Source organism: Mucilaginibacter xinganensis (assembly GCF_002257585.1).
Taxonomy (GTDB): Bacteria; Bacteroidota; Bacteroidia; order Sphingobacteriales; family Sphingobacteriaceae; genus Mucilaginibacter; species Mucilaginibacter xinganensis.
The window spans coordinates 4,597,841-4,617,563 of record NZ_CP022743.1 but is presented as its reverse complement, the minus strand read 5'-3'; the positions used below and the strand labels follow the sequence as shown (position 1 = coordinate 4,617,563).

General features: G+C 40.5%; 16 protein-coding genes and 1 tRNA gene. 9 read left to right on the top strand and 8 right to left on the bottom strand.

The annotated features are described in order from the left end of the window. The first annotated feature begins 177 nt into the window (after positions 1-177). Positions 178-885, top strand: coding sequence for a hypothetical protein (locus MuYL_RS20260; RefSeq protein ID WP_094572287.1), 708 nt, complete (start codon positions 178-180; stop codon positions 883-885). Between the two features lie 13 nt (positions 886-898). On the opposite strand, the gene MuYL_RS20255 is transcribed toward MuYL_RS20260, so the two are convergent. The 8 genes from MuYL_RS20255 to MuYL_RS20220 all read right to left on the bottom strand — a co-directional run bounded on the left by MuYL_RS20255 (position 899) and on the right by MuYL_RS20220 (position 11,023). Beyond that, a complete protein-coding gene (locus MuYL_RS20255; protein ID WP_094572286.1) occupies positions 899-2,617 on the bottom strand; it encodes a HAMP domain-containing sensor histidine kinase in 1,719 nt (572 codons plus the stop codon). Continuing rightward, positions 2,614-3,744, bottom strand: coding sequence for a histidine kinase (locus tag MuYL_RS20250; protein WP_094573041.1), 1,131 nt, complete (start codon positions 3,742-3,744; stop codon positions 2,614-2,616). The genes MuYL_RS20255 and MuYL_RS20250 overlap by 4 nt, the downstream gene beginning before the upstream one ends. 175 nt (positions 3,745-3,919) lie before the next feature. Then, entirely contained in the window at positions 3,920-4,954 is a 1,035-nt protein-coding gene (locus tag MuYL_RS20245) for a porin (RefSeq protein WP_094572285.1), read from the bottom strand. A 67-nt stretch (positions 4,955-5,021) separates the two neighbouring features. Next, positions 5,022-5,588 (bottom strand): K(+)-transporting ATPase subunit C, encoded by a 567-nt coding sequence (locus MuYL_RS20240; RefSeq protein ID WP_094572284.1) that lies wholly within the window; start codon positions 5,586-5,588, stop codon positions 5,022-5,024. 82 nt (positions 5,589-5,670) lie between these two features. After that, a complete protein-coding gene (gene kdpB, locus MuYL_RS20235) occupies positions 5,671-7,701 on the bottom strand; it encodes a potassium-transporting ATPase subunit KdpB (RefSeq protein ID WP_094572283.1) in 2,031 nt (676 codons plus the stop codon). A gap of 18 nt (positions 7,702-7,719) precedes the next feature. Further along, positions 7,720-9,435 (bottom strand): potassium-transporting ATPase subunit KdpA, encoded by a 1,716-nt coding sequence (kdpA, locus tag MuYL_RS20230; protein ID WP_094572282.1) that lies wholly within the window; start codon positions 9,433-9,435, stop codon positions 7,720-7,722. 10 nt (positions 9,436-9,445) lie between these two features. Further along, the gene (kdpF, locus tag MuYL_RS23905) at positions 9,446-9,523 is read right to left on the bottom strand and encodes a K(+)-transporting ATPase subunit F (protein WP_094573040.1); all 78 of its coding nucleotides are present in this window, start codon (positions 9,521-9,523) and stop codon (positions 9,446-9,448) included. 759 nt (positions 9,524-10,282) lie between these two features. Next, positions 10,283-11,023, bottom strand: a complete 741-nt coding sequence (locus MuYL_RS20220; protein ID WP_094572281.1) for a LytR/AlgR family response regulator transcription factor — start codon at positions 11,021-11,023, stop codon at positions 10,283-10,285. A 556-nt stretch (positions 11,024-11,579) separates the two neighbouring features. Here MuYL_RS20220 and MuYL_RS20210 point away from each other — a divergent pair. The 8 genes from MuYL_RS20210 (at position 11,580) to MuYL_RS20175 (ending at position 19,627) form a co-directional block, all read left to right on the top strand. After that, on the top strand, positions 11,580-11,762 hold the full coding sequence (locus tag MuYL_RS20210; protein WP_094572279.1) for a hypothetical protein: 183 nt from the start codon (positions 11,580-11,582) through the stop codon (positions 11,760-11,762). A 121-nt stretch (positions 11,763-11,883) separates the two neighbouring features. Continuing rightward, on the top strand, positions 11,884-13,854 hold the full coding sequence (locus MuYL_RS20205; protein ID WP_094572278.1) for a tetratricopeptide repeat-containing sensor histidine kinase: 1,971 nt from the start codon (positions 11,884-11,886) through the stop codon (positions 13,852-13,854). Between the two features lie 222 nt (positions 13,855-14,076). Further along, a tRNA-Gln gene (locus MuYL_RS20200) sits at positions 14,077-14,147 on the top strand. Between the two features lie 150 nt (positions 14,148-14,297). Next, a complete protein-coding gene (locus tag MuYL_RS20195) occupies positions 14,298-15,242 on the top strand; it encodes a ribose-phosphate pyrophosphokinase (protein ID WP_094572277.1) in 945 nt (314 codons plus the stop codon). A 105-nt stretch (positions 15,243-15,347) separates the two neighbouring features. Beyond that, positions 15,348-15,932: a 50S ribosomal protein L25/general stress protein Ctc gene (locus tag MuYL_RS20190; RefSeq protein WP_094572276.1), complete on the top strand. Its 585-nt coding sequence runs from the start codon at positions 15,348-15,350 to the stop codon at positions 15,930-15,932. 187 nt (positions 15,933-16,119) lie between these two features. Next, positions 16,120-16,680 carry an aminoacyl-tRNA hydrolase gene (pth, locus tag MuYL_RS20185; RefSeq protein WP_094572275.1) on the top strand — a complete coding sequence of 187 codons (561 nt, stop codon included), beginning with the start codon at positions 16,120-16,122 and terminating at the stop codon, positions 16,678-16,680. Between the two features lie 154 nt (positions 16,681-16,834). Continuing rightward, positions 16,835-19,267, top strand: coding sequence for an outer membrane beta-barrel family protein (locus MuYL_RS20180; RefSeq protein ID WP_094572274.1), 2,433 nt, complete (start codon positions 16,835-16,837; stop codon positions 19,265-19,267). A gap of 12 nt (positions 19,268-19,279) precedes the next feature. Further along, the gene (locus MuYL_RS20175; RefSeq protein ID WP_094572273.1) at positions 19,280-19,627 is read left to right on the top strand and encodes a Spx/MgsR family RNA polymerase-binding regulatory protein; all 348 of its coding nucleotides are present in this window, start codon (positions 19,280-19,282) and stop codon (positions 19,625-19,627) included. Positions 19,628-19,723 lie beyond the last annotated feature (96 nt).

The following is a 19,723-nucleotide window of genomic DNA, read 5'->3' as shown; positions in this document are numbered from 1 at the left end:
CTTTTTATTAAAGGTTTAATTTAGTTATATTAATATGTAAATATTAAGTGTAGTGATAGTGGTTTTGCTTTAAATTATATAGCAACGGAAATTCTATTATTATATATAAATTGTTATCATTATAAGTAGTTAAATTTATTACATTCGACCGATTTTAAATTATTACCGGGCGTTTACTTGAGAAAATTAACTGTTGTTTTTTTTGTTGTTTTTTTATCTGTAACCGCCAGGGCACAGAGTTACGCCACATTTGGAGCCGGTTTTGATATAAGTTCGACATTAGGATATACGGACCTGGTAAAGCAAAATCCCGGATATAGTTACGCAGCTCATGTGAGCTATAACTACAGCGCATTTGTTCCAATCTCTCTTGAGTTGCAGCGGGGAAAACTATCCGGCGGGGGAGACACTTTTACACTGGATAAAAATCTAAGAAAATATGAGAATAACTATACTGCGCTGTTCCTGCGTGTAGAGATTCAACTGGGGGAACTTTTGGATAAGGATAACACCGTCAACGATCTTTTAAAAAACTGGTTTGCCGGATTTGGTGCCGGCGGGGTATTTAGCCAGGTTAAAACAAACCGGATCAAACCTGATGGCTCACACTATAGGTTTCCCGGAAGCGATCAAAGCAGGGAGTTCATCGCCTCGGCAAGGGCCGGTTATGCTTTGAAATTTAATAACATGTTTGGTGAGCCAACCTATGTAGTCAGTATTTGTTATGTACATAATTTCGATATCGGCGATGGCCTCGACGGTTACAATGATCCCCCCTCAAAGTTTAAAAATCGCGATACAGATCATTACCGGCAGCTATTAATAGGAATTACCTATAATTTTGGCCCTATTCAAACATATTACCGGCAACGAACTTACCGGTAATATTAATTTGCTTTTAGTTTTTGCCTGCCATTTTTAAGGTGAAATAAAACCGGCTGCCTTCACCCAGTTCGCTTTCAACGCCAATTTTACCTGCCTGTGCTTCAATAAAATCTTTAGCAATAGCAAGGCCAAGGCCCGTGCCTGTTTGATCTGTAGTAGTCCCGGGCACCTTAAAGTACCTGTCGAAAATCCTTGATAAATATTGTTGATCTATCCCGCGGCCATGGTCCTCCACTGAAAATTCCACTTCATCATTGTGATGTTTTTTTACAACAAGATCAACTACCGATTTTTCATGGCTGTATTTGATGGCGTTTGAAAGCAGGTTTATAAGTACCCAGGTAGATTTATCCAGGTCGGCATGCACATCAGGAAGGTTTTGAGCGCATTTTACATTAATGGTAATATGTTTTTGCTCCGCGGTGGTTTTTAATGCCTTAATGGTATAATCGACAATGTTTTGTGGATGCGTGCTGCCAAAATGCAGGTTCAGCTTTCCGGTTTCAGCTTGCGCCATATCAAGCAATTCGGCAGTTATTTGCAATAGCCTGCGGGCATCCTCATCAATGTTCTCCAGCAGTTGGCGCTGCTCAGTATTTACCGCGCCAATACGGCTATCTTCCAGTAATTTTAAACTCATTTTTATGGATGAGATAGGTGTTTTCAGTTCGTGCGATATGGTTGCTATAAAATTTGTTTTAGCCTCATCCATTTGCTGAAACTCGGTAATGTTTTTTAAGATGATAACACTTCCTATCACTTTGTCTTTGCTTACAATTGATAATACCGCTTTTGAATAAAAGCTTTCGCGGTTATCAGCATAGATCTTCATTTTGGGTTGATCGTTTATCAGCAGGTTGCGTAAAAGGTCATTTTCCAGGGCTACATCGGGCGCATATTTGCCGGTAATACTTTTTTCGGGCAAGCCAATAAGTGAGCAAGCAACCTGGTTGGCAAATATGATCACCGATTTTTCGTCAAGACCTATGATCGCATCCTGCATGGAATTGATGATGGTTTCTATCCTTTTTTTCTCAAATAAAATACTGGCCAGGTTACTGTTCTCATATTCATCAAGTTTTAGGGTCATGGTGTTAAATGCACGGGCAAGTTCGCCAAATTCATCGTTTGATTTAAAATCCAGCTGCTGGTGATAATTGCGGTTAGAAACTTCCTTTATCCGCGCGGTTAGCTCCCGCAACGGGTTGGCAATGTAGCTGGGGAAGTTAACCACAAAGCTAAATGCAACAAGGAATAAAAATGAAGCTGTAAACGCAACCAGCAATATCGCCCTGTCTGCCGTGCCTTTTGCCCGGGTATCTTTATGATCGATGGCGTTTAAGTTAAGCTGCATTATACCGAACAGCAATCTTTTCATATCGCCTTTTAACACGGTTATTTGTGCGGGATCATTTTGTGCCTTTTTTAGTTTTTCGTAGCGTGCGCGCAAAGAGTCGGTAAGTTGCCGCTCGCCAGGCTCGGTGATGTTATGCTCCTGCTGAGTTAGGTTTTTCTCGATAAGCGTTGTTTGCGCCGTATTTAGCGGCCCGTCAGCGGCATCCAGCGCCACGCCGATGTTCTTAGTGAATACAACCGTTTTGTAGTTGTCTTTTAAGATGTTTCGGGCATCGGCAGAGAGCCTGTTCAGAAAGTAAATAGATAGGCCGCAGCACAAAAGTGACAACATGAACAAAAAGCTGAAGCCGGCGCGGAGTTTATTTTTTATAGTCATGATAGTATTACAAGATCAATATGCGTTTGTGACATTTTGTTTAATAGCTGTGTAAACACAGCTGTTTTTAAAACCAATTGGTAAAATTTAAAGTGCGGTTTTCCGAGGCATATGGTAGTAATGTCGTATTTCTCGGCTGTTTCCCAAATAGTTTTGGCAATATTATCACTTTTTATTTTCAGCACTTCGCCGCCCAACTGTGTGGCTAATTTCATGTTATTGATAAGGTGTCGCTGCGACGCCAGGTTTATTTTATCGCTGCTCTCATTTGATGTTTGCACATACAGCAGATACCACTTCGAGCGATAATAAGATGCCAGCCTTGCCGTTTTGCGGATGATGATCTTTGCAGATGCTTCATTGGTACTGATACAGGCTAAAAAAAGTTCGGCGCGCAGCTTAATATTTTTGGGAACCTCCACGTCTATTTTGCGGTTTACCTGGTGGGCAACCTCACGCAGGGCAAGTTCCCGCAATTGAAGGATCCTTTCGGCCTGAAAGAAGTTATTCAAAGCAATCGGGATCTTTTTCTCATCATAGATCTTTCCCTCCTTTAAGCGGTCAATAAGTTCATCTGCCGTAAGGTCAATATTTACAACTTCGTCGGCCATTTGCAAAACCTTATCGGGAATACGTTCGTTGATAGCTGCCCCGGTTATTTTTTCTACTTCACTGTTAAGGCTTTCAATATGCTGAATATTAACCGCGCTAATTACGTTGATTCCTGCATTTAAAATTTCAACCACATCCTGCCAGCGTTTTTCATTTTGGCTGCCTTCAATATTGGTATGCGCAAGTTCATCAACAATTACCACCTCGGGCCGAAGGTTAATAATGGCATGCAAGTCCATTTCATCCAGCTCTTTACCTTTGTAAAAAAGTTTGCGGCGGGGTATTACCGGTAAGCCGTTAAGCAACGCCTCGGTTTCTTTGCGTTTATGCGTTTCAACATAACCGATCTTTACGTCAATACCATTGCGCAGCAAGGTTTGTGCTTCTAAAAGCATGCGGTAAGTTTTACCCACACCGGCGCTCATGCCGATATAGATCTTAAACTTGCCGCGCCTCGACCGCTTTATCAGTTCAAGAAAATGCTCAACCGATTGTTCTTTGTTTTCTTCTGACATTTTTTTGGGGTTGGTATTTTTGTAAGAGGACCAAAAGCTGTGAAATTTCAAATGCTCTTACAATATCCCAATATTTTTAATAAAAACCATTGAAAGGGGATGCCTTCGCATCCCCTTCAACACGCACCTCAATCAAACCCAATTAAAATGTACGTGTATATCTTATTCTTTTTATTTAGAAAGCATAAACAGCAGCCAGTACAAATTGCGAAGCATGGTTAGTAAGCGCACCATTGCTATCAGTAAACACAGTTCCAAAATCACTGCTCTTGCTGTCAAACCTTACTTCAGGAATAATAGTTAACGGTCCGGCTTTTATGTTTGAGGTAACGGTAATACCTTTTACATTGCCACCATTATCTTTCACTTTAAAGTACTCGCCTCTTAAACCAAAGGTTACAGCAGGCGATACCGCTAATTGCGGGTACAGCGCTACGCCGTCAAAACCACCACCGTTGTTAGGTGCTTTAAAAGTAGCGGCGTTAAGCCCCAGTTTAAATGCACCGGTTATCTGGTAAGCGGTAGTAAGGTCAAATTCTGTTCCCGAGTATGAACCGGTTACCAGGTTCAGATAAGCGGTCCACCCTTTTACCGGGGCAATCATCAACTGGGCACCAAAAGTAGATACATCACCATAAGTTGTGTTATCAGCGCTTAATGATGAGTAGTAGTTCCATTTGTTGTTAAAGATACCTGCCATTAAGCTTACCTTATCGCTGAAAGCGTAAGTAGCTTTAAAGCCTGCATTCTGGAATGGCCCGTTGGTAAATAAATAAGAAGTAGAATAATTGAAATTACCGGCAGGTGAAATTACTTCGTAACCCACAAAAGTTGCCATGTAGCCTGCGGTAAGGTTAAACTTATCGGTAACATCGTATGAAACGTATAAGTTTTGGATATGGTAACCTGAAGTAGGGATAGACTGATCGCTGCGGGGGCCGAAAGACAACTCGCCTACAAAGGCTGCCTTGCCTACCTTTTTCTTAAGGGCCAGATCAATCATACCCACTGATACGGAATTGTTTTCGTTTGCAAAGCTGGTACCGATGTTTGGATGACCTGAGAAATCAGCCTTATAATAAGTATCAACAGATCCTGAAAATACCAGCGGCGGATCAGCAACAACTTTTGTAGTGTCAGAACTATTAGCGGCCTTAGCTGTAATTACAGCCGAAGCAAAAAGGCTTATCAATATAATTTTTTTATACATCTTGTTTTTTAGTAGTTTGTAGAATTGACTGAGTTTCTATTTTGCAGACCCAATCAATCCTGTTAACTTATTTTTTTAGCTCGTCAAGTGCCACGTTTAGTTTTAGTACGTTAACTTTTGGAGGACCAAATAATCCTAAAAGGGGTTGTTCGGTATGGTCTTCCACTAATTTTTCTACCTGTGCCGCAGACAGGTTACGTACTTTAGCAACACGTGCTACCTGTACTTTGGCACCGGCAGGCGACAGATCAGGGTCTAAACCACTACCTGAAGCTGTTACCAGTTCGGCGGGGATATCCGAACGTTTTACGCCTGGATTGTGCTTTAAAAACTCCTGGATGCGTTTTTCAACATCTTTTAAATAGTCTGGGTTTGACGGGCCTTTGTTTGAGCCTCCTGACCCTGCAGCGTTATAATCAACGGCAGACGGGCGGGACCAGAAGTATTCATCTTTTGTGAATTTTTGGCCAATGTTGGCATAGCCAACAACACGGCCTTTGTAGCTGATGGTTTCACCATCGCCATGTCCCGGTGTAAATTTTCCGATTCCGGCAATTGCAAGGGGGTATATTCCGGCAGTTATTACTATCAATATGATAGTCAACTTAATGGATGGCAATAAATACGTTTTCATTTTCTTTTTGATTTGATTATTTAGTAAGAGGAATTAGTGAGAAGTGAAATAAGTTGCTGATCCCACTCCTCCTATCCTGCATCTATATAAATGTTGCTATTATTAAATCAATTAATTTGATCCCTATAAAAGGTACAATCACGCCACCCAGGCCATAAATAAGCAGGTTGCGGCGTAGCAGTGCACTCGCACCTATCGGCTTGTATTCAACACCTCTTAAAGCCAATGGGATAAGCATTGGAATAATGATAGCGTTAAATATTACTGCCGATAATATGGCAGATTGCGGACTGTGCAGATCCATTATATTTAATGCCTTTAAAGCGGGAATAGATACCATGAACAGCGCTGGAACAATAGCGAAATACTTGGCTACGTCGTTAGCTATGGAGAAGGTGGTAAGTGTTCCGCGGGTCATCAGCAGTTGCTTGCCTATTTCTACTATTTCAATAAGCTTCGTAGGGTCGTTGTCCAAATCAACCATGTTACCGGCTTCTTTGGCCGCTTGTGTGCCGCTGTTCATTGCCACGCCAACATCGGCCTGTGCAAGTGCAGGAGCATCATTTGTTCCATCTCCCATCATGGCTACCAACTTGCCGCCCTGCTGTTCTTTTTTAATGTAGTTCATTTTATCCTCCGGTTTTGCCTCGGCAATAAAATCATCCACACCAGCTTTTTCAGCAATAAATTTGGCAGTTAAAGGGTTATCACCAGTTACCATAACTGTTTTTACACCCATTTTGCGCAGGCGCTCAAAACGTTCTGCAATGCCGGGCTTAATAATATCCTGAAGTTCAATTACACCCAGGATTTTCTCGTTTTGTGATACTACCAGCGGAGTGCCGCCGTTTGACGAGATCTTTTTAACATTTTCCTCTACATCTGCAGGGAAAGCGTTGCCGGCTTTAAGGGCGATGTTACGGATAGAATCAAAAGCGCCTTTCCTTACACGGATACCATCCGGTGTATCCAAACCGCTTGAACGGGTTTCGGCGGTAAACTTTATAAACACCGAATCTTTGGGTGCTATTACCGACAGTTTATCGGAGCCCTGCTGAGCCAGTTCAACAATTGATTTACCTTCAGGCGTTTCATCAGCTAATGAGCTCAGAACGCAGGCAGTGATAAAGTCGTTTTCAGCAATGCCAACGGTAGGGTAAAAATTAGTTGCCTTACGGTTACCGATTGTTATGGTGCCTGTTTTGTCAAGCAGCAGGGTATCCAGATCGCCGGCAGTTTCAACAGCCTTGCCCGATTTTGTTATTACGTTTGCCCGTAATGCCCTATCCATCCCGGCAATACCAATGGCCGATAGCAGGCCACCGATTGTTGTAGGGATCAAACAAACAAATAACGATATAAAGGCGGCAATGGTGATAGGCGTATTGGCATAATCAGCAAAAGGCTGCAGGGTAACACAAACGATCACGAAGATGAGCGTAAAACCGGCCAGTAATATGGTAAGTGCGATCTCATTCGGTGTTTTCTGGCGCGAAGCTCCTTCAACAAGGGCAATCATTTTATCCAGAAAGCTTTCGCCGGGTTGTGTGGTAACCATAACTTTTATCCTGTCTGACAAAACTTTGGTGCCGCCGGTAACAGATGATTTATCACCTCCCGACTCACGGATAACCGGTGCAGATTCACCGGTAATTGCAGATTCGTCAATAGTGGCTATACCTTCAATAATTTCGCCATCAGTAGGGATATTGTCACCTGTTTCGCAGATGAATACATCGCCTTTTTTTAACATGGATGACATTACGCGGCTCTCTTTCCCGTCAACAAGCAACCTTGCAGGTGTTTCTTCACGGGTTTTGCGCAGGCTTTCAGCTTGTGCTTTTCCGCGTGCTTCGGCAATAGCTTCGGCAAAGTTGGCGAACAACACGGTTAGCAGCAACACTATAAAAACGGTGAAGTTGTAAGCAAAGCTGCCCTGGCTTTTATTTGCGAAAGAGAATATGGTTACCACCAGCATTACGGCGGTACCTATCTCAACGGTAAACATTACCGGGTTACGGAATAATATACGGGGATTGAGCTTAATGAACGACTGCTTAAAAGCTTCCTTCACTTGATCGCCCCTGAATAATGTATTTTGATCAGATTTCATGATGAATTCTATATTTAATTATTTTAAGGAAAAGTGTTCAGCAATAGGTCCCAGTGTTAAGGCCGGGAAAAATGATAGCGCTGCAATAATGGCGATAACCGCAAAAACCATTATTCCAAAAGTTGTAGTGTCGCTTTTAAGCGTACCTGCAGATTCAGGAATATACTTTTTGTTGGCTAATAAACCGGCTATAGCCAGCGGCCCGATAATTGGTAAAAACCTGCCCAGCACCATTACAATACCTGTAGTAACGTTCCAGAAAATATTACCATCGCCCAGGCCTTCAAAACCTGAACCGTTATTTGCTGCTGATGAGGTGTACTCGTAAAGCATTTCTGAAAAGCCGTGGTTACCCGGATTGTTAAGCCATGAGGATGGTTTTACAGCCCAGTCGGCACCGGGAACGTGCATTACTACATATGACGAGATTGCGGCACCTACCAGGATGATGAAGGGGTGGAGCAGCGCTATTATTGAAGCGATCTTCATTTCCCTGGCCTCTATTTTTCGGCCAAAGAATTCAGGTGTCCGCCCAACCATCAATCCCGAAATGAATACAGCGACGATCACGAAGATGTAGAAATTAAGGATCCCTACCCCGCAGCCGCCATAAAAGCAGTTGATCATCATGCCGAAGAGCATCATCATACCGGATACAGGCATGGCGCTGTCGTGCATTGAGTTAACAGATCCTGTTGAAATTATGGTGGTCATGATACTCCAATAAGCAGAGTTGGCCGGTCCAAACCGTACTTCTTTACCTTCCATTGCACCGGTTGGCTGGCTAACTCCCATATGCGTAATCGCGGGGTTCCCATTCAGTTCGGCATTTATAGTAGGGATCATTAACAAGAGCATTCCTAACGTCATAACTCCAAAAATTACCCAGGCAAACTTTTTCTTATTCAAATAAAAGCCAAGGGCAAATACTAAACCTATAGGTATAAGTACCTGGGCAACCAGTTCAACGGTGTTTGTTAAATAATTGGGGTTTTCAATAGGATGAGCAGAGTTAGCACCAAACCAGCCACCACCATTTGTGCCTAGGTGTTTAATAGCAACCAAAGCCGCTACCGGCCCGCGTGATACATGGACGGTGTCGCCCTGCATGCTTATAAAAGTATCTTTTCCTTTGTAGCTGGTGGTCATTCCGTTAAAGGCAAAAATTACAGCTATTACAAATGAAAGGGGAAGCAGGATACGGGTGATAGATTTTACAAAGTATTCCCAAAAGTTTCCCAGTTTATCAGTTACCTTATCTTTTAATGCCCTGAAAACCACTACCAGTGCTGCAATACCTGTTGCCGCTGATACGAAGTGAAGGAACATAAAAACAAAGTGCTGTGTAAAATAGGTAGCACCGGATTCGCCGGAGTAATGCTGCAGGTTACAGTTAACTAAAAAGCTGATAGCTGTATTAAAGGCAGTATCGGGCGACTGGCCCGGGTTGCCATCCGGATTTAAAGGCAGGTGCCCCTGCGACATTAAGCATACAAAAGCATAAATAAGCCAAACGCTGTTAATGGTAAGCAAGGCATATAAATGCTGTTTCCAGTTCATTTCCTTTTTTGTGTCGATACCGCTGAAGCGATATATAAAGCGATCAACAGGGGCCATAAAATCAAGCCACGTTTTTTCGCCTTTAAAAACGCGGGCTATATAACGGCCAAAAGGAATGGCAAGCGCTAAGGTGAGCAGGTAAGTGAAAACTACACCTATAATTTCAGTGTTCATAGTTTAATAATTAAAATTTTTCGGGTTTAAGCAATACATACACCATATAAATAAATACAGCGATTGCTACAATAAATAGTGCTAACATGATGGGTTAAATTTTTTCGAAGTAATTAACTGATTTAAAGAAGAGCCAGAATATTACTATGAAACATAGTACATAGGCCAAAGTGAGTATGATATCCATATTTATTTGATTTTGTGAACGTTTAATTATTATATCGGACCAATAGCTCCTAAAACAATTGTCGATTTATATATTGCTATGTATTTCAAGATCCGTTTTTTTATAACCTGTAAGCTGTTTAATTTGGTTGCAGATGTATGTAAAGCTTTATAAATAAGTCAATTAATAATATGATTTCTGACACTTAAAACAATGATGGTTGTCATACGATTTTGAGGATATCCCAAAGAATCCACAGATTTTAAATAAATCCATAATATAACAAGAAAAAAAAGCAGGAAAGCCAAAGTGAGTATAACATCCATAGTATTTGATTTTGATGGGTGTATACCAACCAGATGCCAAAAAAGGTGATTTTTATTTATTTGCCTGTAAATTAGTTAAATATGTATTTTGTGGGGGTGGAAAAAGAGCTTTGGCTTCTCAAATTGAGCTATCATTTTGATAGGCTATTATCAATATGGATAAGAGTCAGGCTGCAAAAAGTTTAAATATATATTTTATTGATTATTTACTTATAGCCAGTAATAATTCTCGCTATTCTGGTGACCAATAAAAAAAAGGTATGTATAGTATGAATCAAGGTTTTGGCTATAAGACTGCGATGCCCTAAAATGGCTCAACAGAATTTTATGGGCGTATAATAAATTATGGTTTTTGTTAAATAAACCTCAGTAAGTCGCTAAGGTCTTTTTTATAGGTGGCGCCGATAGGGATTTCTTCCTCTTCAATCCAAAGCCTGTTATCCTGTATTTTGGTTATATAGTTAATATTTACAATGTATGACCGGTGAACGCGTACCAGGTTTTTTGCAAAGGATAGTTTCCCTTCCAAAAAGCTGAGGTTTTCACAAAACATGATATGATCTTTTTTAAGGTACAGGAAACAGTAGCTCCCGTCGGCTTTTAAAAAGCGGATATCACCAGTCATTATTTTTTTAAAACTGCCCTCATCTTTAATAAATATCGAGTCGTTCATTAAGTGAGAAAACTCATGGGCTTTTCTTGATGCCGTTTCCCTGTCGCCCGCCAGTTTAAGCGTCAGGTCAATAGCTATACTGATATCGAGTTTGGTGAAAGGTTTAGGAACGTAATGCAGGGCGCTGGTCTGGTAAATAGCTTTCTTGCGAATCCGCTCATCGGTATTGTTTGTAATGAAAATTATAGGCGGATCTCCCATTTTTTTTAGTTCAATGGCGGTGTCAATACCATTTGTATTGTTGGCCAGCTCAATATCCATAATAATGATATCGGCCAGCCCGGGCCTGAAGTTCCTGATTGCTTCTGTACCCGAAGTGAAAATCGCGGGTACTTCGTGGCCGAGGTTTTCAAGCATCATCCTTAACGACTCGGCAATCAGTATTTCATCCTCAACAACTAAGATCTTTACTTTACCTAACATGGTCCAAAGTTATAATAACAATTGATGGTTGATATACTTATTAACGTCATTTGTTAATTCCTGTTCGGGCTTTTTTGTTCGTGCCCAAAAACGGGGTGTTCACAAGGTAAAATAGCCAGTTCATAAACTCGTTACAGGGTTTATGAAGGAATTGAGTTAATTTCAATCGTTTGATTTATCAGGCTATAAAATTAGCCTGAAACATATAAAGGCCAGGTCCGGAAACGGAAAATGTTCAACCAGTAAATGTAAAATCAGACAAATAGTAAAATGATATAGATAGTTTAACCGGGCAGGAAATAACCGTTTAAACTAAAGATATTAAAGAAGCAATACCTAAACCTTATCACGTATGAATCCGAATATACATACGTGCCGCTACATCTCCTATAATTTATTGTGCCGCCGTAAAGTATTTCAAAAACAGATATCGGGGTTTTTATGCTGATATAGGATCCAAAATTGTAAAAGTCTTTTTCGGGAAAGCGGGTTATGGGCATTGCCCCGGCCCTGGAAAAGTCATGCCCTTAATTTTAAACTATTTAAAACAAGGGAAATGAAAATCAAACAATTAAGCATTGCTGCAATAATGGTTATTTCAGCAACAGTAGCGCTTAGCAGCTGCAAAAAAGATTCAAATGTAATGCCGAAAAGTCATCAAACAATTAAGCGTGCCACAATTGATTCTACTGCATTATCTGGTGGGGGCCAGGGGCCACAAAGCCCACATAAGCCTTAATAATTAATATTTAGGGGCGGCATATTTTGCGCCCCTTTTTTGTTAATTTTAGATCAGTAAATTTCGAACTTGCAATTTGATCCTTAAGTTTGTATTTATTATCCCTTATCCAACAAAATAAATGACATTATTAAAAAAAGGTTTGTTTTTATTTGTAAGCTTTTTTGTTCTGTTAGATAATGTCTATCCTTTTTTTATCCAAAATAAACAATCAACCGATTCTTTGCTAAAAAAAGCTAATTCTTCTAATGATCCATTAATAGGTTTGAAATTGGTTAAACAAGCCTTGAGCGAGGCAAAGCATACTAACAATAGAATAGGCATCATCAAAAGTCTAAACCTTGCTGCCGAATTTTATGCAGATTTGAGATTTTACGATACCACGAAAATTTTCGCTGAAAACGCTTTATTAGCTGCTGAAAAATATAATATAAACACCTACCAGGGTGACTCATGGATTTATTTAGGTAATGCGGATTATGGAGTTGGGGAATTTAAACATGCTATTGAACAGTACAAAAAGGCGGCTCTTTTTTATAAAAAAACAAATAAACTGTCTGATTTAGCAACGTCTTATTTAAATATCGGCGTTTGCGAGAGTAAGCTTTCATTATATCCTGAATCTATAAGATATTTTATGCTGGCTTCAGAAATATTTGGAAATCTAAAAGACAAAGAATATTTATCCTCAACTTTCAATTCCGTAGCTTTATGCTTCGTTGAGTTAAATAATTATCCAAAGGCGCTGGAATATAATAGGAAAGCTTTAGCTATACGGCAAACATTAAATGAAAGACTTGCAGTTGCACAATCATTAAATAATATCGGGTTTACATTTAAGCAGTATAAGAAAACAGATTCAGCGATATATTACCTCAATAAGTCGCTTGGAATGTATAAGGCCGGAAGCGATTCAAGTTCGATAGTGCTGACTTTACAAAATCTTGGTTCCTCATGGAAAGCAAAAGGTGATTTACCTAGGGCTGAAAAGTATGTTTTAAGGTCACTACATATAGCTGAAAACTATGGGATGACAGAGGAGCTGGCCCGCGGTAATGCCGACCTCGCTGAGATTTATACCCAGCAAAAGAGATATGGGCCGGCACTAAAGGCCATTAATATCACCATTACTACGGCGCAACAATTAAAGCTTCCTGAATTATTAATGGAGGCTTATGGTATAAAGTATAATTTATACAACCATGCGGGCGACTATAAAAATGCGCTGCTTTATCTTAACAAAAGGGGCGACCTAAAGGATAGTCTTTTTTCTGTGGCTAAAAACCGCACGGTTGACGAACTGGAGATCAAATATCAAACGGCAAAAAAAGAAAAAGATATCGCTGTTCTCCAGGTGCAAAACAGTCTGGGTCAAAAAATTGTGAAGCAGCAAAGTTTGTCGATCACGATACTTATTGTAGCCTCGGTTTTACTGCTCGTATTATTTGTGATAGCCTATAATAACTTCAGAATGAAGAATAAGGCTAATATGCGCATCCAACTGCTGATGCGGGACCTGCATCATCGTGTTAAAAATAACCTGCAGATCCTTTCAGGTCTTTTCACTATGCAAATAGAGAACCTGAGCGATGAAAATACGAAAATAGCCCTTCGTGAAAACGAGGCCAGGCTAACCTCTATGAATTTGATTCATAATAAATTATACCTTGACAACACCACCACCAAAATTGAAATGAACGATTATTTAACCAAGTTGTTAAATCATATTAAAGATTCATTTGCAGGGTATAAACAAAATGAAGTGAATTTGAGGATAGAGGTAGGTAATATTATGCTTGAAGCCGATAAAGCAGTGGCTATTGGGTTGATAGCGAATGAATTGGCTACCAATGCATTTAAGTATGCTTTTAATGATAGCGGGGGCGAAATTCACCTTGCACTAAAGCTGGTTGAAAAATCAAAACTATTGTTAACCCTTGGTGATAACGGTGTGGGTTTAAAAGAGGAGAATAAGAATAAGGCGCCGTCGTTTGGTTTAAGACTGGTTAACTTGATGGCACGCCAGTTGAACTCAACCCTGGTGATAAAAAACAACCCCGGCGTTTTTTACCAGATGGAGATAAATATTTAATAAGTGAATCCGTAATAGGGTTAGGAGTGGTCAGGAATGAGGAAACGTGCTGGAGCATAACGAAATTGGTCTATTTTAACGTGCTTATAACCTGGCGCTTAATTCTTTCCGTCCGGGTTCTTTTGTTATTAATTCAAACTTTTTTCAAAAAGCTTTTTGAGAACAAAAAAAACCTCCTATATTTGCATTCCTTTTTGGAATGGATAACAAACCTAAGGAGATTGCCTGATAGTATAATGGTAGTACGACGGTTTTTGGTACCGTTTGTCTAGGTTCGAATCCTGGTCGGGCAACAGTTGATATTTCGGATTTCGAATGTTCAATTTCGGATTTATTCCGGGAGAACTATCGAAATCCGAATTGTTTTTTATAATAGCTGGTAATCAGGAAATTCATTTGGATTCAACTTCCGAAACCGAAGATCCGACATCCAAACTCAAAAAATGCCTTTACAATTTAACCCGGTTAAATTATTTGCTGGTTCTGCCACACAATCACTGGCGGCAAATGTTGCAGAATGTTATGGCCGCGATTTAGGCGAGGTTGATATTTCGCGTTTTAGTGATGGCGAGTTTCAACCCCATTTTAATGAATCGGTTCGTGGTTGTGATGTTTTTTTGATCCAGAGCACCAACCCACCTACGGATAACCTGATGGAATTACTGATGATGATTGATGCCGCCCGCCGTGCATCTGCTCATTATGTAACCGCGGTTATTCCTTATTTCGGTTTAGCCAGGCAGGACAGGAAAGATAAGCCGAGGGTTGCCATTGGTGCAAAACTGGTTGCCAATTTATTAGTGGCTGCCGGTATTAACCGCATTATGACGATGGACCTGCACGCAGCACAGATCCAGGGTTTTTTTGATATCCCGGTTGATCACCTTGACGCTTCCATTATTTTTGTGCCCTATATAAAAAGCCTTGGCCTGGGTAATTTAACCATTGCATCGCCAGATATGGGCGGCTCATACAGGGCGCGTACGTTTGCAAAGTTCTTTAACGCCGAAGTGGTAATCTGCGATAAACGTCGTAAGCGCGCCAACGAAATTGAGTCGATGACGCTTATAGGTGACGTTACCGACCAGGATATTGTGCTGATTGATGACATTTGCGATACCGCCGGAACACTGGCAAAAGCAGCAGGGTTGATTATGGAGCGTGGTGCACGCAGTGTACGCGCAGTTTGTACGCATCCCTTATTGTCGGGTAAGGCGTATGAAACTATAGAGAATTCGGTTTTAACAGAATTAATTGTTACCGATACCATACCGCTGAAACACCACAGCGACAAAATAAAGGTTTTAACCACTGCGAATTTATTTGCAAGTGCAATAATGAATGTAAATGAACACGGCTCAATAAGCCAGCTGTTTAAAGTGGATTGAGAAGTCCATAGTTTATGGTCAACAGGCCATAAATGAATTGAAATTGAATAATAATAAACCATGGTATTGGACCATGGACTTTTAACATAAATAAATAACAAAAAAATGAAATCAATTGCTATTAGCGGTTCTCCAAGAGAGAACGTAGGGAAAAGAGACGCTAAAGAACTGCGTTACCAGAGCCTGGTGCCTGCAGTACTTTACGGTGGGGCTACCCAAACCCACTTTTCAGTGTCCGCAAGTGATTTGAGAGCCGTAGTTTACACGCCGGTTGTTCATTTCATCGACTTAGATATTGCCGGTACAAAATCACAGGCTATCATTAAAGATCTTCAGTTTCACCCGTTAACTGAACAGATCATTCACGTAGATTTTTTACTTTTAGACGAGAAAAAACCTATCACTATTGAGATCCCGGTTAAATTAACAGGAACTTCTCCAGGTGTTAAAGTAGGTGGTAAACTGGTACAAAAATTAAGGAAATTACGTATCAAAGGTTTACCTAAAGATCATTTGGATGCTATTGAAGTAAGCATTGAAACTTTAGAGGTTGGTAAATCTGTTAAGGTTAATGATATTAAATTGGAAAAGTTAGCTATCATGAACGCGAAAGAAGATACTATCGTATCAGTAACTACTTCACGTGCATTACGCCAGGCTGAGCAGGAAGCTGCTTCAGGCAAAAAATAAAGCCACTAACCCCTAAAGGGGAACAAGAGGTACCGCGCCGCCCTCTTTTGGGAACCACGGAATGGTAATTAACAGCGATAAGGGAAACTTATCGCTGTTTTTTTTAAAAGTAATATCTTAGCGGTTGTTATAAATTATTTGTGGCTCGGCCACGCAAATCAAAATCGACCCTTTTGGGGTCAGGGGTATGAAATATTTAATAGTAGGTTTAGGAAACATAGGGCCGGAATATGCTGATACCCGGCATAATATAGGTTTTATGATATTGGACGAACTGGCAAAACAAGAGAACGCCAAATTTTACAATATGCGGCTGGCCTATTATACCGAAATAACCCACAAAGCCCGCACCCTTTACCTGGTTAAGCCAACCACTTATATGAACCTGAGCGGCAAAGCCGTTGCTCATTGGATGAGGGAGCTTAAGATTCCCATTGAAAACGTATTGGTAATCGTGGATGATATTGCGCTTCCGTTCGGCACATTGCGCTTAAAGCCCAAAGGCAGTGCCGCCGGTCATAATGGATTAAAACATATTGAGGCAACGCTTGGACACAATAATTACGCCCGTTTGCGTTTTGGCGTGAGCGACAATTTCCCCAAAGGCAGGCAGGTTGACTATGTGCTGGATGGTTTTGACAAAGACGAACTACCGGAACTGCCTGCTTTGATAGACCGCTCGATAGAAATGATAAAAAGCTTCGCAGCCATAGGCACGGAGCTAACTATGACGCGTTATAATAGATAATAGTTTCTGCCCTGGCTTCGGTTAATTCTCCTGTTTTTATCGCTTTAAAGTAACATTAGCGTTACGTAACTAAAATGATAGTTATTTTGGCTTAAATCATTTTTTTTATGAAAAGCAGGTGAATATCTTCGCGGAAATATTCCCAAAATCCTAAATGAAACGACTTTTACTGATGGCCCTGTGCTGTTACCTGTCGGCCGCAGTATTGGCCCAACCCGCACCACCGGCATTAACTGTTAAAGGAACAGCTATCGATTCTGTTACCAATAAGCCCATTGGTTATGTTACTGTAGCTTTACAGGATGCAGTTACCAAACAATCGGTAAGGGGAGGGCTTACCAAAGACGACGGCACCTTTGAATTGAAAGCGATAACCGGCAAAAACTACCAATTATCATTGGCTTCAGTTGGTTATGCCACAAAAGTTATAAAAATAACCGGTAATACTGCCACCGTTAATTTAGGTAATATTGTAATGGCATCCGGGAAAAACCAGCTAAAGGAGGTTTCCATAACGGCTTTAAAGCCTGTAGTAAAGCAGGAGATTGACCGCATTAGCTATGATGTACAGGCTGACCCTGAAACTAAAACCCAGAATGTTTTGGATATGCTGCGTAAAGTGCCGCTGGTAACGGTTGACGCCAGTGATAATATCCAACTAAAAGGAGGAAGTAACTACAAAATACTGATCAATGGTAAGCCATCATCGTTGGTAGCGCATAATCCGTCGGATGTGTTTAAGTCAATGCCTGCCAGCAGCATCCAGAAAATTGAGATCATTACAACGCCCCCTGCGAAGTATGATGCCGAGGGGTTAGCGGGGATTATTAATATCATCACGAATAAAAAAATAGACCAGGGTTACAACGGCAGCATTAACTTACGCGATAATAGTCTTTACGGACCGGGAGGAGGTCTTTCACTCACGGTAAAACAAGGTAAACTTGGGATTTTTAACTACACGGGTTATGGCAAACAAATAAAGCGCCACAGTTCATCCAACTCAACTTTGCAAACGTTCGGTACAGATCCTACCTTTTTAACACAATCATCTGCGAGCACCAGCCAGGGCCGATATATTTATACCAGTACCGAAATCAGCTATGAGATTGATACGTTAAATCTTATAACAGGTTCATTTGATTACAATAACGGGCATAGCAGTAATGAAAGTAACCAGTTCTCGAATGAGTTTGATGCCGCCAATGCGCTGATTCAAAGCTACAGGATTCAAAACAGCAGCGCCTCAACTTATAAAGGGGGCGACTTCGGCTTTAACTACCAAAAAGGCTTTAAAAATAGTAAGGATAGGCTATTGACCTTTAGTTATAAGTTTTCAAATCAGCCAAACAGCAGCGAAAATATGAATACCATTACCGACAGGTTTAATTATGGGCTGCCCAGCTATTTGCAAAATAATAATGCAGGTACTAAAGAGCAAACCATCCAGGCAGACTATGTGCATCCATTAAAGCATATTACTATTGAAGGTGGTTTAAAGGCAATCCTGAGAAAAAGCTCAAGCGATTTTGGAACCACTGACTATATAGATTCTATAAAAAGCTACGTGCCCGATCCAAACAGCGCCAATAATTTTAACTACAATCAGAATGTTTACAGCTTGTATAACACTTACCAGTACAACTTAAATAATTGGGGAGTTAAAGCCGGGCTGAGGGCTGAAGGTACTGATATAAGCGCTCATTTTGTGTCGCAGGCAACTGATGTTAGCCGCAATTACAGTAATATTGTCCCCTCAATATCTGTACAACGAAAGCTTAAAAACGGAACAAGCTTAAACTTTGGTTTCACCAACCGCATTCAGCGTCCTGATATTTATGAACTGAACCCTTTTGTGGATAAAACAAATCCAAGATTTATCAGAACAGGTAATCCCGATCTGAAACCCGTTGTTAATCACAGCTTCGAGCTTAATTACAGCAAATTCTCAAAAGGATCAATAAACTTCGGGTTGTCTTATTCCTATTCAAACAATTCTATTCAGAGTGTAACCAGGCTGGTTGATACCGTTACTTACACCACTAATGAAAATTTAGGAAGCAACAAAAACCTGGGCTTAAGTGCAAGTTTTAACTATCCTATTACTAAAAAGTTCAATATTAATATCAATAGCCGGATTTCAAATGTTTGGATAAACGGCTTTTATAATGGCCAACAACTTAGCAATAAAGGTATCCAGGGTTATACATTTGCATACGCCGGTTACAGGATAACCGATACCTGGCGTGCCGGTGTTAATGGAGGATTTTATAGCGCAAATGTTTTACTTCAGGGAAAATCCAGCTCAAATGTGTTCACTTCAATCAGTACATCTAAAGACATCCTGAGTAAAAAAGGTTCTGTTTTCTTTAATGTGAACAATCCGTACAGTAAATACCGAACTTATAACAGCTATACCCGCGACCCTGCGTTCTACCAAACCAGCGCATCTGTAAATCCTTACAGATCATTCAATATTGGCTTTAACTACCGCTTTGGAAAGCTTAAGGCAGATATTAAAAAGAACCAGCGTGGTATTGATAACGATGATACCAAAGGAGCTTCCAAACCTGCCAGCGGAAATTAATAGCTTTGCGACATGAAAGTGTACGGAATAACCAATTGCAATACGGTAAAAAAAGCGCTCGACTGGCTAAAAAGTCATAACGTAGCCTATGAGTTTCACGATTTTAAAAAACTTGGTGTAAGCGAAGAAAAATTAAGGGAATGGGATGCGAAGGCCGGCTATGAAAAATTCATGAATAAACAGGGCCTTACCTGGAAACAACTTGACCCGGAAGTGAAGGCAGGCGTAAAAACAAGTACAGATGCTTTAATGTTGCTGCAGCAAAAAACCAGTATGATAAAGCGCCCTGTTATTGAGGATGGCGACTTCCTGTTTTTCGGCTTTGATGAAGCAGTTTATGAAGATAAGTTGATTAAGTGAGGGGATGAATAGGTGAGTGGCTGATTAAGTTGGATTAGGTTAATAGATTTTTGTTTAGTCCGAAAAGGAAAATCGAATTTACACATTAAGCTATTA

Bases quoted from the DNA above. Each gene is read 5' to 3' on its own strand.
- MuYL_RS20255 (WP_094572286.1), bottom strand. From the start codon at position 2,617: ATGACTATAAAAAATAAACTCCGCGCCGGCTTCAGCTTTTTGTTCATG.
- MuYL_RS20250 (WP_094573041.1), bottom strand. From the start codon at position 3,744: ATGTCAGAAGAAAACAAAGAACAATCGGTTGAGCATTTTCTTGAACTG.
- MuYL_RS20245 (WP_094572285.1), bottom strand. From the start codon at position 4,954: ATGTATAAAAAAATTATATTGATAAGCCTTTTTGCTTCGGCTGTAATT.
- MuYL_RS20240 (WP_094572284.1), bottom strand. From the start codon at position 5,588: ATGAAAACGTATTTATTGCCATCCATTAAGTTGACTATCATATTGATA.
- kdpB (WP_094572283.1), bottom strand. From the start codon at position 7,701: ATGAAATCTGATCAAAATACATTATTCAGGGGCGATCAAGTGAAGGAA.
- kdpA (WP_094572282.1), bottom strand. From the start codon at position 9,435: ATGAACACTGAAATTATAGGTGTAGTTTTCACTTACCTGCTCACCTTA.
- kdpF (WP_094573040.1), bottom strand. From the start codon at position 9,523: ATGTTAGCACTATTTATTGTAGCAATCGCTGTATTTATTTATATGGTG.
- MuYL_RS20220 (WP_094572281.1), bottom strand. From the start codon at position 11,023: ATGTTAGGTAAAGTAAAGATCTTAGTTGTTGAGGATGAAATACTGATT.
- MuYL_RS20210 (WP_094572279.1), top strand. From the start codon at position 11,580: ATGAAAATCAAACAATTAAGCATTGCTGCAATAATGGTTATTTCAGCA.
- MuYL_RS20205 (WP_094572278.1), top strand. From the start codon at position 11,884: ATGACATTATTAAAAAAAGGTTTGTTTTTATTTGTAAGCTTTTTTGTT.
- MuYL_RS20195 (WP_094572277.1), top strand. From the start codon at position 14,298: ATGCCTTTACAATTTAACCCGGTTAAATTATTTGCTGGTTCTGCCACA.
- MuYL_RS20190 (WP_094572276.1), top strand. From the start codon at position 15,348: ATGAAATCAATTGCTATTAGCGGTTCTCCAAGAGAGAACGTAGGGAAA.
- pth (WP_094572275.1), top strand. From the start codon at position 16,120: ATGAAATATTTAATAGTAGGTTTAGGAAACATAGGGCCGGAATATGCT.
- MuYL_RS20180 (WP_094572274.1), top strand. From the start codon at position 16,835: ATGAAACGACTTTTACTGATGGCCCTGTGCTGTTACCTGTCGGCCGCA.
- MuYL_RS20175 (WP_094572273.1), top strand. From the start codon at position 19,280: ATGAAAGTGTACGGAATAACCAATTGCAATACGGTAAAAAAAGCGCTC.